Source organism: Sporosarcina saromensis, from assembly GCF_054901285.1.
Genome location: NZ_CM142738.1, coordinates 3,060,664 through 3,075,619 on the forward strand (window position 1 = coordinate 3,060,664; position 14,956 = coordinate 3,075,619).

Here is a 14,956-nt window from a genome sequence, read left to right on the forward strand (position 1 = left end):
ACGTCTACGACTTCATACCTTTTAATAGCAATTTATGCACTGCCGGAGCCAATTTGATAAGATCATATTTTTGATCGTTCATCACCCAAGAAGTGATTGTTTCATCAATTGTGCCAAAAACCATTTGCCGAGCTAACCGAATATCGATTTTTTCGTCAAATTCACCGCTATCAATCCCTTCTCGCAAGATCGAATCGAGCAATACGAGATATTCTTTTAGTACTTCGTTAATTCGAAATCGTAGGTCCTTGTTGGATTGTCGAAGCTCTAATTGTGTCACAATAGCAAGGTGGCGGTCGTGATAAAGTAATGAGAAATGATTATCAATCAATTTATACAATTTTTCTGTTGCGGAAATCTCTTTTTTCACAATCTCCTTCACATTTTCTACGAAGATGCCCATTTTCTCTCTAAAGACCGAAATAAGGATGTCCTCTTTATTCTTGAAATAGAGATATATGGTGCCATCTGCCACGCCAGCTTCCTTCGCAATCTTGGATACTTGCGCTTGATGGTAACCGTTTTCTGCTATGACGATGACAGCAGCATCAATAATCTGTTTGTATTTCGGTTTATCACGCTTCATTTTATTTCACCACCAAAAAGAAGAAAATATGAATGATTGTTCATTCATATTTTCATAGTAATCTTTTATTGAACTGTCGTCAAGCATTTCATGATATCGTTTTCAATTGTTCAACCTTTTTCTTTTCTTCATCGATTAGCGACCTACGGAGAATCTTTCCGACTGCCGTTTTCGGTAGCTCTTTACGGAACTCATAGAGTCTTGGAACTTTATAAGATGCCAACTGTTTTCGGCAATACGTATCTAATTCTTCTTCTGTAATCGATTTTCCTTCTTTAAGAACGATATAAGCTTTCACCGTTTCACCGCGGTATGGATCCGGTACACCTGCAACAACACATTCCAAAATGGCAGGATGTTCATAAAGGATTTCTTCTATTTCTCGTGGATAAATGTTAAAACCACTTGCGATGATCATATCTTTTTTACGATCGACGATATAGAAGTGACCTTCATCATCCATATACCCGAGATCTCCTGTTAAAAACCATCCATCTCTAAAGGTTTGCGCGGTATCTTCAGGTCTATTCCAATACCCTTTCATTACTTGAGGACCTTTAATGGCAATTTCTCCTACCTCACCATTCGGTAAAGGCTCAGTCGTTTCCGGACCAACGATGCGTGCATCCGTATCTGGCCATGGCACACCAATAGAACCACTCACCCTACGTTTTTCCCATACAAAGTTCGCGATAGCAACTGGCGAAGTTTCTGTAAGGCCATACCCTTCCACAAGTTTACCGCCCGTTACTTTTTCAAACTCTTCTTGTAATTCAACTGGTAAAGCGGCAGATCCACTAATACAAGCTTTGATGGATGACAAATCGTATTTCGCCAATTGTGGATGGTTGAGCAAGCCGATGTAAATTGTTGGTGCACCCGGAAACAACGTCGGTTTTTGTTTATCAATCGTTTTTAAAGCTGTTTCAAAATCGAATTTAGGCACTAACACCATTTTATTCCCTTGCATTACCGATAAAATAAGGACTGTTGTCATACCATAGACATGGAAGAACGGAAGGATCCCCATAACGGTTTCTTCGCCTTCTTTACATTGATATAACCACGCATTGCACATCTGGACATTACTGATCAAGTTCGCATGGGTTAACATGACGCCTTTTGGAGGTCCTGTTGTTCCACCTGTGTATTGGAGCAACGCGAGGTCATCATCAAAATTAAATTCATATGAAACTGGCTCTGCTTTTGCGATTTTCATAATTTCTGTAAAAAGATGATTCATGCCTCGATGTTCCACTTTGACGACAATTCCATATTCCCTCTTTTGAATGAACGGATAGACAAGGTTTTTCGGGAATGGTAAATAATCTTTGATGCCGGTAATGATGATATGTTCCAAGTCTGTTTCTTTAACAATCTTTGAAATTCTTCCGTACAAAATATCAAGGGAGATAATCGCCTTCGCACCGGAATCTTTCATTTGATAAGCAAGTTCTCTTTCCGTGTACAAAGGATTAGTTTGAACAACAACAGCACCGACGTAAAGGATTCCATAGTAAGCAATTGCACTTTGCGGGCAGTTCGGAAGCATAATCGCCACCCGGTCTCCTTTTTCCACACCGAGAGAGCGTAAATAATTGGCAAACTTCAAGGCCGAATCATGAAACTCTTTAAATGAAATGTCCTTCCCTAGAAAATGAATGGCCGTCTTATCGGGAAACTTGTTACTCGAGTCTGTTAAGAATTGTTGGATGGGAATCCGGTCATATGCAATCGTCTTCGGAATCTCTGGTGGATACATGCTGAGCCATGGTTTTTCCGTCATTTGCAAAACCTCCTTCTTTTTAATAGTTTATAGAAAATTCATTCTTAATATAGTATATCGATAAATGAATCCGCTTTCAAATAGAATATTAAAAACTCCACAAAAAAATGCCTTGACCGGCAAATTTTAGTCAAGGCGTGTTCGTCATCATCCAGTAGATGCCGATGATAACAAAGAGGATACAAACAACAATCAATATTTTAGATAATTTCTCCATTAGAAGTCTCCTATGAAATACTTGCTCCGATAACAAAGGACAGGCCGACTGAAATGGTCAGCGAGATAAAGCCGACAGAGCGGTTATCTTCTTCAATCTCCTTGTCAATTTGGAACTTTGGTGTTAAAAATTCGAAAAGCAAATACGCAAACACAAGCAAAATAAACCCGTATAACCCCCACCCAATCATTTGGGGCAACGTATTATGTTGTTCGATCGAATAACGGAAAATATTCGCGACACCAAAAATTTTTCCACCGGTCGCCATTGCTACAGCCATGTTCCCTTTTCGGATTTCTTCCCAGTTTTTATATTTCGTAACAAGTTCAAATAAGACCATCGATACGATGAGGCAAAGGACTACAACACTGAAGTAGCCTGCTGTTTCTACTAGTGGATGGCTCCAAAACCCTGTTTTTGTCATTTGTTTGGCTCCTTTATGAATCGTTCATTCCTTCCTCTACGTATAGCGGTCGAAAAAGATTCATTTCTCAAGATCTTTTTTAATTCATGTTGACTTTTGACGGGTCAGTTACGGTTAAAGAAAGACACGAGACGCCTCTTTTTTAACCGACTGACTCTTAACGGGTTGGATCGTTACGAATGATTTACCTATAAGCGGTTACTTCACTTTAACTCAACAACTGTCACACCGTGGCCACCCTCACCCGCTTCGCCATAGCGATAACTTTTTACCCGTGGATGATTTTTCAAGTAGGATTGGACACCTTGTCGTAACGCGCCAGTCCCTTTCCCATGAATGATGGACACTTGGTGGTAATTCGATAACAGTGCATCATCCAAATATTTTTCTGTTCGATGCAAGGCATCCTCATACCGTTCACCACGCAAATCGAGTTCCAACTTCACATAGGAATCTCTACCGCGCACCGAAGCGGACACGACAGGTTCTTTCAACTTCTCTGGCTTCGTATATTCCAATACGGATTCATCGAGCTTCATCTTCAATATACCAATTTGTACGACCCATTCTTTTGCTGAAGCTTTTTCTATTAACGTTCCTTTTTGTCCGTATGTGACGACTTTCACTTCATCACCGACTTGTAGTGGTCTTGCAGCAGCTTTTGCTACAATCTTCCTCTTCTTTTCTTGCGGTGCAGCTTCATCCAATTTTTTGCGTGCTTCAATCAATTCATGCTCTTTCACTTGTGCACCCGCATTCATTCGAAGGGCGCGCAGTTCTGCGATAACAGCTTCAGATTCTGTTCTTGCTGTATCCACAATCGTCTTTGCTTTTTCTTTCGCTTTTTCAACAAGCTTCTCTTTCATGTCGTCAAATTCAGCGAGTTTCGTTTCCAGTTCACGCTTTAATTTTTCTGTTTCAATGAGTAACGCATGTGTTTGTTCTGCATCTTTTTCTGATTGCACCCGACTTGTTTCCAATGAAGCGATCATTGAATCGACTTCTCCCCGGTCAGTTCCCGTGAATTTTTTAGCGCGGCCGATAATGTGCTCGTGCATACCAAGACGTTTGGAAATTTCAAATGCATTACTACGTCCCGGGACGCCGATGAGTAACCGATACGTCGGGCTTAACGTATCAATATCAAATTCAACACTCGCATTTGCAACACCGGGCCGATTGTAGCCGTACGCTTTCAGTTCTGGATAATGCGTCGTCGCCATCACCCTAGCCCCCGTACCATGCACTTCATCCAATATGGCAATTGCCAACGCAGCGCCTTCCTGCGGATCGGTGCCTGACCCTAATTCGTCAAAGATGAGTAATGAGCGGGAATCGAACTTTTTCAAGATGTCTACAATATTCACCATATGGGAGGAGAACGTACTTAAGCTTTGCTCAATGGATTGCTCGTCCCCAATATCCGCATAAACCGATTCAAACACAGCAACCTCAGAACCATCCAATGCAGGAATGGGTAGACCAGCTTGCGCCATTAACGTACATAAGCCGACTGTTTTGAGTGTAACGGTTTTTCCGCCCGTGTTCGGACCTGTAATGACAATGGACGTAATCTCTTTACCAAATTCAATTGTATTTGCTACGGCTTCTTCAATCGGCAACAGTGGATGACGCGCTTTCGCTAATCGAATATACCCCTCTTCATTGACAGTCGGTTTCGTACATTTGTGCGCAGTTCCATATTTCGCCTTCGCTAAAATTACGTCAATTTCCGCTAAAACACCTACAAGCACAAACAATTCATGTGCGATTTCTTGCACTTTCATCGACAGTTCTTGAAGGATTTTTTCGATTTCTTCCCGTTCTTTGATTTTCAAATTCCTAATTTCGTTGTTCGCTTGAACGACCGCATCTGGTTCAATGAACAGCGTCTGTCCTGAAGAGGACATATCATGAATGACACCGCCGAAGTGTGACCGGTATTCAGCTTTTACAGGGATGACAAAGCGATCGTTTCGGATTGTTACAATTGAATCGGACAACATTTTCGCTGCATTACGGCCTCTAGTGTATCCTTCCAACTTTTCACGCACACGACCTTCCTGCATACGAAGGTTTTGTCGAATGGAACGGAGAGTTCCTGATGCGCTATCAACAACGTGACCGTTATCGTCGATTGCAGCGTTAATTTCATGCTCAAGCCCTGTCAGTATAGGCAACGCTTCTTTTTTGGCTAAAAACTTCGGTAACTCGATATCTTCCTCTTCATTCACTGCTTCGATGAATTGCCGAAGAATACGACTCGCTCGAATCGTATTGGCAATTTCCATGAGCTCGTAAGCACTCAGTACACCACCAATTTGTGCTCTTTTTGCATGAGGTCTGACGTCAGCAATGCCGCCCATCGGTACATTGCCCCTCAGACGTAATATCGCAAGCCCTTCATCTGTCTCATCGAGCAACTCAACAACTGTATTGAAGTCACTGACTGGTTCTAACTTTTGCAAGAGGTCACGACCAATCGTTGACGTACAATAGGTCGCTACAATCTCTCTAATTTTGTCAAATTCAAGTGTTTTTAAGACACGTGTCTCCAATGTCTTACACTCCCCTTCACTTCCGAATAATTTCACGGATAAATTGTTCGAGCGGCCATGTGTTGACGACCGTCTCTTTTTTCAACCAAGCTTTTTGTGCATAATTTACTGCAATGTCCATATAATTCAATTGGTCAATTGCATGTGCATCCGTATTGATTGCAATTTTCACGCCAGCTTCTTGGGCTGCAACCAAATATTCCGTACACAAATCGAAACGATGGGGATTTCCATTCAATTCAAGGATTTTATGATGCTCTTTTGCCCACTCGATGAGTTGCATAACGTCCGGGTTATAACCTTCACGTTGGCCAATTATTCTACCTGTTGGGTGCGCAATCATATGAACATATGGATTTTTCATCGCAGCATATAGTCTTTCCATAATCTGCTCTTGTGATTGATTGAAATTCGAATGGATTGATGCAATGACAAAATCCAATTCTTGTAATAAATCATCTTCAAAATCAAGCGTTCCATCCGGCAGTATATCCATCTCAGTGCCACAAAAAATCTCAATATCATCAAATTCTGCATTCACTTTTCGAATTTCCGCAATTTGTTCACGGACGCGCTCAGGCGTTAGACCATTTGCTACTTTTAAATAGTGCGTGTGATCTGTAATAACCATGTGGGTGTACCCCTTCGCTCGACACGCTTCCGCCATTTCACGTATGGAGTAGCCACCGTCCGACCACGTTGTATGCATATGGAAATCGCCTCGAATATCTTGTACCGTTACAAGTTCTGCAATTTCATCCGCTCGGTCAATTTCAGTACCATTTGTCCGAACGGAAGGAGGTATATAAGGCAGATCAAAGAACTTGAAAAACGCTTTCTCAGAGCTAAATGTTTTCGTTGTCCCGTCTTCCTGCTCTACACCGTATTCACTAATTTTCATCCCTTTAGATTTCGCCAACTGCCGCATTTTTACATTGTGGTCTTTGGAGCCTGTAAAGTGATGAAGTGCGGTAGCAAACTGTTCATCCGTCACGAAGCGAAAATCGACGTCGACCGCATCTGTCATGTCCAGCACAATCGATAGCTTTGCATCTCCCGCCGCTACCGTCTCTTCAACAGGTAAAGCAGAAACGACCTTTTCCGTTACAACGGCCGGATTGTCTGTAACGATGATGAAATCCACGTCACTGCTCATTTCTTCAGCACGCCTGAAACTTCCAGCAACCGAAAAGCGAGTAATTTCGGGAATTCTTCTTAACTCTTCTTCAATAGCGTGAACAATTGACTCAATTTGCCAAACTGGCAACTTCTCTTTACGTGTACCGAGTTGTTGTAGTTCATGCAGCAACTTTTCTTCTGTCTTCTTACCAAACCCCGGCAATTCACTTACTTTATTTGACTCACAAGCTTGGCGTAGTGATTCAACTGAATCGATGCCAAGCGTTTCACGAAGTTTTGCAATGCGCTTGCCACCTAGGCCAGGAACTTTTAATAAGGGGAGCAAGCCTTTTGGTACTTCATGCTCCAGCTCTTTCAATAGATCCGATTCACCCTTTTCAAGCAAATCAATGATTACAGCGCCTGTCCCTTTCCCAATCCCTTTTAATTTTAAAATATCATCCATTTCGGATAAGCTACGAGGATCGAGTTCGAGAACATTCGCCGCTTTACGAAAAGCACCTACTTTAAATGGATTCTCGCCTAGTAATTCCATATACAATGCAATTTTTTCGAACGTGCGAATGATCGTCTTTTTATTCATCATCCATACCTCCATTGGGTTGTTAGTTGCTGTGAAAAAGGCTTCCCTCCAGCGAAGGGGGGAAGCCGTGAACAGTTCGATTTTCAACAAAGATCACTTCGTATAAATGTACCACCAATTTTTCACAGTCTCCGAAAAAATCGGTGTATGCTCGAACATCGCTTCTGCTAAGATTGAATGTTCAATCCAATTTTGTATGAAATCTAGCGGGAGCATTGCAACTAAATAGAGGACAAGGAAAATTAGTATATAAAACTCCACAAATCCTAATGCAGCCCCTCCAAATCGAGCAACAAAACCTAGTACTGGTAAGTATTTCAAGAAATCAAACATTGAGGCAATCAATTGCAGAACAAATTTCACCACAATAAAAATAATTACAAATGCTAATAACCGATAAAAAGTTTGGTCAAGATCAAGTTGCTCTACTGTCCAGCTCAATTTCGATCCAGCTGTCACCCCTGGATAAGGAATCCATAATACGAATTTATCAGCTAACGGTTTATAATATATGTACGCTACGATAAGTGCAATGATGAAACCTGTCATATGGATGAGTTGCACGATGAGCCCTCGACGGAACCCAGTAATCAATCCTCCTACTAATAGGAACACAATGAGTAAATCTAGCATATACGTCAGTCAACCTCTCAACTTATTCAATTCTTCTTCCAACTCTTCGACACGTTCTTTTAACAGTAAATAGTCATGAACGCTGTTGACAGCGGTGAGCACAGCAATTTTGGAACTGTCCAAGTAAGGATTACGGGCACTAATTTCCTTCATCTTTGCGTCAACCATCGAAGCGACATGGCGAACGTGACTACTTGTTTCACTGCCGACAATTGTATAAGTTTGCCCATATATGTCAACCGCAACGCGCGTCTTCTGTTCGTCTGCCAATGTTGAAACCTCCCAAATAACGACTCTGTACCCAATCATACCATGAAACTCTTTTACTTGAAAAGAGAAGGGATAGTTTTGGGATCTGTAACGACTTTATAGACAGACCTACACGTTCTGTTCCTGTACAATATAGACAAGTGAATCGAGAGGATGAAAACAATGGGACAAAGCGTACTTCTATTAGATGAGTCAACCATTTCAGCACTAACACAACATTATCTGTCATTTAAAGTGACGAGAAATGCTCCAGGGATTTTATTTGCAGCAAAACTTCCAGATACCGCCATTACAGTTTACAAATCCGGAAAAGTGCTCTTTCAAGGGAATGGAGCTGAACGTGAAGCTGCACAATGGGGAAAGTCAAAGGCAACACAACAGGCAAGTTCGACGTCGACAGCAAAAAAGGTAGCATCTCCTAAAGGTGAATTATTGCCAGATAATTTTGCCGGGTTATCAGTACTAGGATCAGACGAAACAGGAACAGGCGATTTTTTCGGTCCAGTTACTGTAGCAGCTTGTTATGTGCGTACTGAACAGATCAATCTTGTCCGAGAACTCGGTGTAAAAGACTCAAAACAACTGACAGATGATCTGATGAGACAAATAGCTCCCGACTTACAAGCGACTTTGACGCATAGTGTATTGACTTTATCCAACCCGAAATACAATGAAGTGCAAGCAAAAGGCTGGTCACAAGGAAAAATCAAAGCACTCTTGCATAACCAAGCACTGAAACACGTTTTACGCAAATTGGATGGACAAAAACCGGAATATATTTTGATTGATCAATTCGCAGAACGTGGAATCTATTATAACCACATTAAAAACGAACCTGAGATTATCCGTGAAAATGTATTATTTTCCACCAAAGCAGAAGGATTGCACGTCTCGGTAGCAGCCGCATCAATCATCGCGCGTGTCGCTTTTTTAGAAGAGATGGATCGTCTCAGTCAACTCGCCGGCATGACCCTTCCAAAAGGGGCGGGTCCCCGAGTGGATGAAGTTGCTGCTAAAATTCTTCTCAAGGACGGAGAAGCAGCATTGCGTTCCATGACCAAATGGCATTTTGCAAATGCACAAAAAGCGAAAAAACTTGCAGCAAAGAAGAAAATGTAACTTATTTGATGCGCTACCGTCTACTAAACAAGGAGTGATTCTACTTGAAAAAGGGATTAGTAAGTTTAGCAATCATTGGTTTATTAGCCGGATGTAGTGTGTCTAGTAACGGGAATACCCCTAGTAAAAACGTTTCCTACCCTCAAGAGGCGGAAATGCAAGCGGATGATTTCGTATACAAATTATATACGGAAAAAGAAACGTATGATGAATTCGAAGAGACTGCAATATACGCAGAGTTGACGTACGTAGGTGATCAAGAATCCATCGTCATTTCACACGCCGCCTCCCCTTTTTATTTCCCAATTAAAGAGCTAACTCGCAATTACGAGATCGATTATGCGATGAACGAGCCATTGATTCACACAACGTTGAAAAAGGGTGTCCCTTTCAAGGTGAAATATGAATTTGCCGGTGGGTATAGTGACGAGGATGAAGCTGCAAAACGCGAGTTCATTCAAACGATTGTGGACAAAGGGTTTCCGACTGGAAAATACGTTGTGAGTGGTTCAGCTCAGTTTTATGTGGAAAGCAGCATTGAAGGAGAGAATCCTAATAGCTATGACATGCGAGTAAATATTGGTTTTGATATTCGTTAGGTGGAATTTTAACGAATTAGCACCCAATGTGACGCAGCATACAATCTTAACTTGGTACTTTGATAATTCAATTAAAACAGTGATTCTTTCCTTTTAAAAAGATCACTGTATTTTTTTCACTTTAAATATAGGCGATTTACGTTGATTGGAGTGTAGAGCGGCGACTCCTGGGAAATCAGCGCAGCGTGAAGACCCCGCAGACGCGAAGCGGCGAGGAGGCTGAGGGCAAGCCCCCGGAAAGCGTCCGCACGGAATGCAAATCAACAGTTCTAGGATAAGCCCTCTTTTGGGAACTCTTCCAGTGACCTTAAGACAAAATGTTATATTTTTTGAAGTGTTGCTGCTAGAAACTTTGATTGATAAAATCGCTACTCACGTAGAGAATTTAAAAATGGAATTGCACGAATGCAATTCCATTTCTCTTTTCTATCACAGATTCAGCAGGATATTCCTTACCCTTGTGAGTTATCCTCTAAGTTGAGCATTCGCTTCTGTTAAAGCGTTCAGCACTTTATCGTGCGCTTTAACGACTTCTTCGTCCGTCAATGTCCGTTCAGGATCGAAGTATGTCAATGAAAACGCGAGTGACTTTTTGCCCTCTTCAACGTTCTCACCTTCATATAAATCGAATAACTTGACGTCTTTCAGTAATTTTCCACCTGCTTGACGAATAACCGATTCGAGAGCACCTGCAGATGTTACGGTTGAAACAACTAGCGCGATATCTCTTGAAATCGATGGGAAACGTGGGACTGGAACATAGATCAAGTCTTCCGTCGCTACTGTCAACACTTGCTTGAGATTCATTTCCATCACGTACGTCTCTTTCAAGTCACGTTTCTTTTGCTCTGTCGGATGAATCTGTCCAATTAGACCGATACGCTCACCATTCAACAAAATCGTCGCCGTACGGCCAGGATGCATACCGTCTACAACCGATTGTTCAAATGAAAGGCGATCTGCTAGTCCGAGACGGTTCATCATCCCTTCCACAATGCCCTTCAGCACGAAGAGGTCGACTTTTTTCGTTTCGCCTTGCCAAGCATGATCGACCCATTTTCCTGTCATCACTGCAGCTACATGCTCCACTTCACGTGGGAGGCCGTCTTCTTCCATCCCAAGGAATACAGAACCCGTTTCATACAATGCAACAGAATCAATCCGACGTGCGACGTTATACGTTGCCACTTCTAGTAAATGAGGAACCAAACTTTGGCGCAATACGCTTCGTTCTTCACTCATCGGCATGAGCAATTCCGTTACAGGCGCAGTTTCTAACGCATACGCTTGAGCCTGCTCTTTGGAAGTTAATGAATACGTAATGGCTTGATATAAGCCCGCACCTTCAAGATATTGGCGCACAATACGGCGTTTCGCCTGATAAGGAGTAAGTCCACCTGGTGTTGATTCCGTTATTGGTAGTGTTTTAGGAATTTCATCATAGCCATGCATTCTGGCGATTTCTTCGATAATGTCTTCCTTAATACGCAAGTCTTGTCTACGAGTTGGCGCGTCAATGACAAGTTGACCATTGATTGCTTGTGTCGGTATACGCAAACGCTCCAAAATTGTGAGCATTTCATCCATCGAAATTTTCATTCCTAGACGGCTATTAATATAGTCTGGTGAAATGGTAATGCGCTCAGCTGTTTTGTCGAGTTCATCAAACAGGACCGAGTTTGCCAATACTTCTCCACCAGCAATGTCCGCCATTAATTGCGCAGCGCGTTCAGCTGCTTCAAGGACACGGTTCGGATCGACTCCTTTTTCAAATCGTGTACTTGCATCACTTCGCAAACCGACGTCTTTAGAAGTTTGTCGGACAGAAGACCCTGCAAAATAAGCAGATTCAATGACAACTGTTGTTGTACCATCATGCACTTCGGAATTGGCTCCGCCCATTACACCAGCAAGTGCTACTGGTTGTTGACCATTCGTAATGACGAGGTGATGTGGTTGTAACGTACGTTCCACTTCATCTAACGTCGTAATTTTCTCCCCTTCATGCGCATGGCGGACGACAATTTCACCCGTTTCCAATCGATCATAGTCAAAAGCATGGAGCGGTTGACCGTATTCCATGAGCACATAGTTCGTAATATCAACGACATTATTGTGTGGTCGCACGCCTGCAGCCATTAAGTAATTTTGTAACCAAAGTGGCGATTCAGCAATTTTCACGTTTTTCACGACTTTAGCAACGTACATCGGGTTGACGTCAGGTGCATCGACACGCAGCTTCAACATGTCTTCGGCCTTTACTTCTGATGTTTTGTAATCAATTTTCGGAAGATGGATCTCTTCAGATAAAATTGCCGCCACTTCATAAGCTACACCTAACATGCTTAATGCATCTGACCGATTTGGTGTCAAATCAAACTCGAGGACAGTATCATCCAAACCGAGTAAAGGCAATGCACTTTCACCAGGTACCGCTCCCTCAGGTAACACATAAATCCCTTCAGCGTATGCTTTGGCAACAAGTTTCCCTTCAATCCCGAGTTCTTGTAATGAACAAATCATGCCGTTCGATTCCTCGCCACGAAGTTTCGCTTTCTTTATCTTCATACCACCAGGCAGAACTGCGCCTGGACGTGCAACAATCACTTTTTGGCCTTCAGCGACGTTAGGAGCTCCACAAATGATTTGTGTTACTTCTTCGCCGACGTCCACTTGGCATATATTCAACTTATCCGCTTCAGGGTGTTTGACACATTCTTTTACGTATCCGACAACGACGTTTGTCATACCGTGAGAACGATCGATAATGGAATCGACTTCGATACCTGAACGTGTGATTTTTTCCGCTAACTCTGCAGGTGTAATCCCGCCTGTATTTACATATTCATTTAGCCATTTCGTTGAAACTAACATGTTTTCTCCTCCTTACGCTTCCGTCCGATGGAATTGTGATATGAACCGGCTGTCATTCGTGTAGAAATGACGGATATCTTCAATGCCATATTTCAACATTGCAATACGCTCAGGTCCCATACCAAATGCAAATCCAGTAACAGCAGACGGATCATAACCCGCCATTTCCAATACATTCGGATGCACCATTCCGGCACCTAAAATCTCAATCCAGCCTGTTTTTTTACACACATTGCATCCCTTACCACCACATTTAAAGCAAGAAATATCCATCTCGACGGACGGTTCAGTGAACGGGAAGAAGCTAGGACGTAGGCGGATTTCACGCTCTGCACCAAACATCTCTTTCGCGAATAAATCAAGTGTACCTTTCAAGTCACTCATGCGGATATCTTCACCAACGACAAGACCTTCAATTTGTGTAAATTGGTGTGAATGTGTTGCATCATCATTATCACGTCGGTACACTTTCCCCGGGCAAATGATTTTAATCGCCTCGCCACCTTTTGCCTCCATCGTACGAGCTTGCACAGGAGATGTATGTGTACGAAGCAAAATGTCATCAGAAATATAGAAGGAATCCTGCATATCACGCGCTGGATGTCCTTTTGGCAAGTTGAGTGCTTCGAAATTGTAGTAATCCTTTTCCACTTCCGGTCCTTCTGCAATTTCGTATCCCATACTAATGAAAAAGTCTTCGATTTCTTCTACGACACGCGTTAGTGGATGGTGATTGCCTGCTTGTACTGGACGACCCGGAAGCGTAACATCGATTGCTTCCTTCGCTAATTGCGCATTAATTGCTTCCGCTTCCAGCAACGCCATTCTTTCTTCTAAAGATGCCGTTACGGTTTCACGCACGACATTGACGAGTGCACCCATTTTCGGACGCTCCTCAGCAGGGAGCTTACCCATTCCTTTTAATAAGTCGGTAATCGGTCCTTTTTTCCCAAGATAAGCGACACGAACGTCATTTAACTCTTTTACGGACTGAGCATCTTGAATTTTTCCTAACGCTTCATCTTTTAATTGCTGCAACTGTTGTTCCATCGTCATTCTCCTTTCAAAATAAAAAAACCTCGCCCCCAAAAAGGGACGAGGACGAGTTCGCGGTACCACCCTGATTATTATGCAAAGAAACGCATAATCACTTCATTTGGAGTAACGGCCCTCTACCGGCACACCTTTACAGCTCTCGCTGGTCCAAGCGGCAGCTCGCGGGGTGAACTTCAACAGCTCTCTTCCTATTAGCACTCACAGTCAAGGCGCTAACTTCCTGCAGGAGAAATACCGTCTACTTTTCCCGGTCACAGCTTTTACAATGTATAATAAGTATTAGTATAGCCTATTCCGTTTCATTCATCAAGATTGGGTTAAGGTTTATCTTCTTCCGAATGAATAGACGAGAATGCCCGTTGCGATCGCTACATTTAAAGATTCCGCTTTGCCATACAACGGAATTTTCACGACTTCGTCTGCTTGTCGCAAGTAGTCTTCAGATACACCACTTCCTTCATTCCCAACAATGAGTGCGAATGCTTGCATCGGTTCAATTGCGTAATGTTCGGATGCCTGTTGCAAGCCCGTTCCGATAATGCGTATACCTGCTTGTTTCAGTTGCGCTAACCATTCATTCAAATCACCCTTGATGACCGGTATATGAAAATGTGAACCTTGAGCAGATCGGACGGTTTTGGGATTATACGGATCAGCGGAGCCTTTTCCAAGAATAACCGCATCAATTCCTGCAGCATCCGCCGTTCGAATCATCGTCCCGATATTGCCTGGATCTTGCACCGCATCAATTAATAAATATTTTTTCCAATGCTTGACCTCTTCAGGCGAATAATGAGGCTGTTTACAGTGAGCAAATACGCCTTGTGATTGCTCCGTTTCAATGAGCTCTTTAGCAACAGCTTTTGTCATTTCAATCAATTGCACGTTTTCCGTATTCCAATTAGCAGGGAGTTCTATTCCTTCAGTCACCATTAAATGGACAACAGTACCATTGGTGTTTAGCGCTTCTTCCACCAAATGAAAGCCTTCAACGATAAATTCTTCCGATTTGTCCCGATCTTTCTTTGACAAGACAAGTTTTTTCCAATGTTTCACAAGCCCATTTTGAGTGGATTCAATTCTTTTCATGTATTGTTGACATCCTTTTTAT

Annotated in this window: 12 protein-coding genes and 1 other annotated feature; of the genes, 2 read left to right on the top strand and 10 right to left on the bottom strand. The window is 42.5% G+C overall.

Annotated features, from left to right (window positions below; all coding sequences use genetic code 11):
- Positions 1 to 4 precede the first annotated feature (4 nt).
- The 7 genes from fadR to zapA form a co-directional block, all read right to left on the bottom strand.
- On the bottom strand, positions 5 to 586 hold the full coding sequence (gene fadR / locus ACVHUV_RS15700; protein ID WP_317942962.1) for a fatty acid metabolism transcriptional regulator FadR: 582 nt from the start codon (positions 584 to 586) through the stop codon (positions 5 to 7).
- Between the two features lie 88 nt (positions 587 to 674).
- Entirely contained in the window at positions 675 to 2,372 is a 1,698-nt protein-coding gene (locus tag ACVHUV_RS15705) for a long-chain-fatty-acid--CoA ligase (RefSeq protein ID WP_462085228.1), read from the bottom strand.
- Positions 2,373 to 2,599: 227 nt separating this feature from the next.
- Positions 2,600 to 3,013 (bottom strand): DUF350 domain-containing protein, encoded by a 414-nt coding sequence (locus tag ACVHUV_RS15710; protein ID WP_317942959.1) that lies wholly within the window; start codon positions 3,011 to 3,013, stop codon positions 2,600 to 2,602.
- A 203-nt stretch (positions 3,014 to 3,216) separates the two neighbouring features.
- Positions 3,217 to 5,571, bottom strand: coding sequence for an endonuclease MutS2 (locus ACVHUV_RS15715; protein ID WP_462085229.1), 2,355 nt, complete (start codon positions 5,569 to 5,571; stop codon positions 3,217 to 3,219).
- 16 nt (positions 5,572 to 5,587) lie between these two features.
- Positions 5,588 to 7,294, bottom strand: coding sequence for a DNA polymerase/3'-5' exonuclease PolX (gene polX, locus ACVHUV_RS15720; protein WP_462085230.1), 1,707 nt, complete (start codon positions 7,292 to 7,294; stop codon positions 5,588 to 5,590).
- Positions 7,295 to 7,387: 93 nt separating this feature from the next.
- On the bottom strand, positions 7,388 to 7,927 hold the full coding sequence (locus ACVHUV_RS15725; RefSeq protein ID WP_317942954.1) for a CvpA family protein: 540 nt from the start codon (positions 7,925 to 7,927) through the stop codon (positions 7,388 to 7,390).
- A 9-nt stretch (positions 7,928 to 7,936) separates the two neighbouring features.
- Positions 7,937 to 8,197 (bottom strand): cell division protein ZapA, encoded by a 261-nt coding sequence (zapA, locus tag ACVHUV_RS15730; RefSeq protein WP_317942953.1) that lies wholly within the window; start codon positions 8,195 to 8,197, stop codon positions 7,937 to 7,939.
- Positions 8,198 to 8,359: 162 nt separating this feature from the next.
- On the opposite strand from zapA, the gene rnhC reads away from it, so the two are divergent.
- On the top strand, positions 8,360 to 9,316 hold the full coding sequence (gene rnhC, locus ACVHUV_RS15735) for a ribonuclease HIII (RefSeq protein ID WP_462085231.1): 957 nt from the start codon (positions 8,360 to 8,362) through the stop codon (positions 9,314 to 9,316).
- Positions 9,317 to 9,360: 44 nt separating this feature from the next.
- The gene (locus ACVHUV_RS15740) at positions 9,361 to 9,915 is read left to right on the top strand and encodes a hypothetical protein (RefSeq protein ID WP_462085232.1); all 555 of its coding nucleotides are present in this window, start codon (positions 9,361 to 9,363) and stop codon (positions 9,913 to 9,915) included.
- A 465-nt stretch (positions 9,916 to 10,380) separates the two neighbouring features.
- Here ACVHUV_RS15740 and pheT read toward each other — a convergent pair whose 3' ends face one another.
- The 3 genes from pheT to ACVHUV_RS15755 all read right to left on the bottom strand — a co-directional run bounded on the left by pheT (position 10,381) and on the right by ACVHUV_RS15755 (position 14,934).
- Positions 10,381 to 12,789 (bottom strand): phenylalanine--tRNA ligase subunit beta, encoded by a 2,409-nt coding sequence (gene pheT, locus ACVHUV_RS15745; protein ID WP_462085233.1) that lies wholly within the window; start codon positions 12,787 to 12,789, stop codon positions 10,381 to 10,383.
- A gap of 12 nt (positions 12,790 to 12,801) precedes the next feature.
- On the bottom strand, positions 12,802 to 13,839 hold the full coding sequence (gene pheS / locus ACVHUV_RS15750; protein ID WP_462085234.1) for a phenylalanine--tRNA ligase subunit alpha: 1,038 nt from the start codon (positions 13,837 to 13,839) through the stop codon (positions 12,802 to 12,804).
- A gap of 38 nt (positions 13,840 to 13,877) precedes the next feature.
- Positions 13,878 to 14,109: a binding site (T-box leader), on the bottom strand.
- Between the two features lie 60 nt (positions 14,110 to 14,169).
- A complete protein-coding gene (locus tag ACVHUV_RS15755; protein ID WP_371389394.1) occupies positions 14,170 to 14,934 on the bottom strand; it encodes a TrmH family RNA methyltransferase in 765 nt (254 codons plus the stop codon).
- Positions 14,935 to 14,956: the final 22 nt, after the last annotated feature.

Excerpts from the sequence above, each read along its gene's own strand:
- polX (WP_462085230.1), bottom strand. The coding sequence starts at position 7,294 with ATGAATAAAAAGACGATCATTCGCACGTTCGAAAAAATTGCATTGTAT.
- fadR (WP_317942962.1), bottom strand. The coding sequence starts at position 586 with ATGAAGCGTGATAAACCGAAATACAAACAGATTATTGATGCTGCTGTC.
- ACVHUV_RS15725 (WP_317942954.1), bottom strand. The coding sequence starts at position 7,927 with ATGCTAGATTTACTCATTGTGTTCCTATTAGTAGGAGGATTGATTACT.
- pheS (WP_462085234.1), bottom strand. The coding sequence starts at position 13,839 with ATGGAACAACAGTTGCAGCAATTAAAAGATGAAGCGTTAGGAAAAATT.
- ACVHUV_RS15710 (WP_317942959.1), bottom strand. The coding sequence starts at position 3,013 with ATGACAAAAACAGGGTTTTGGAGCCATCCACTAGTAGAAACAGCAGGC.
- ACVHUV_RS15705 (WP_462085228.1), bottom strand. The coding sequence starts at position 2,372 with ATGACGGAAAAACCATGGCTCAGCATGTATCCACCAGAGATTCCGAAG.
- ACVHUV_RS15755 (WP_371389394.1), bottom strand. The coding sequence starts at position 14,934 with ATGAAAAGAATTGAATCCACTCAAAATGGGCTTGTGAAACATTGGAAA.
- pheT (WP_462085233.1), bottom strand. The coding sequence starts at position 12,789 with ATGTTAGTTTCAACGAAATGGCTAAATGAATATGTAAATACAGGCGGG.
- rnhC (WP_462085231.1), top strand. The coding sequence starts at position 8,360 with ATGGGACAAAGCGTACTTCTATTAGATGAGTCAACCATTTCAGCACTA.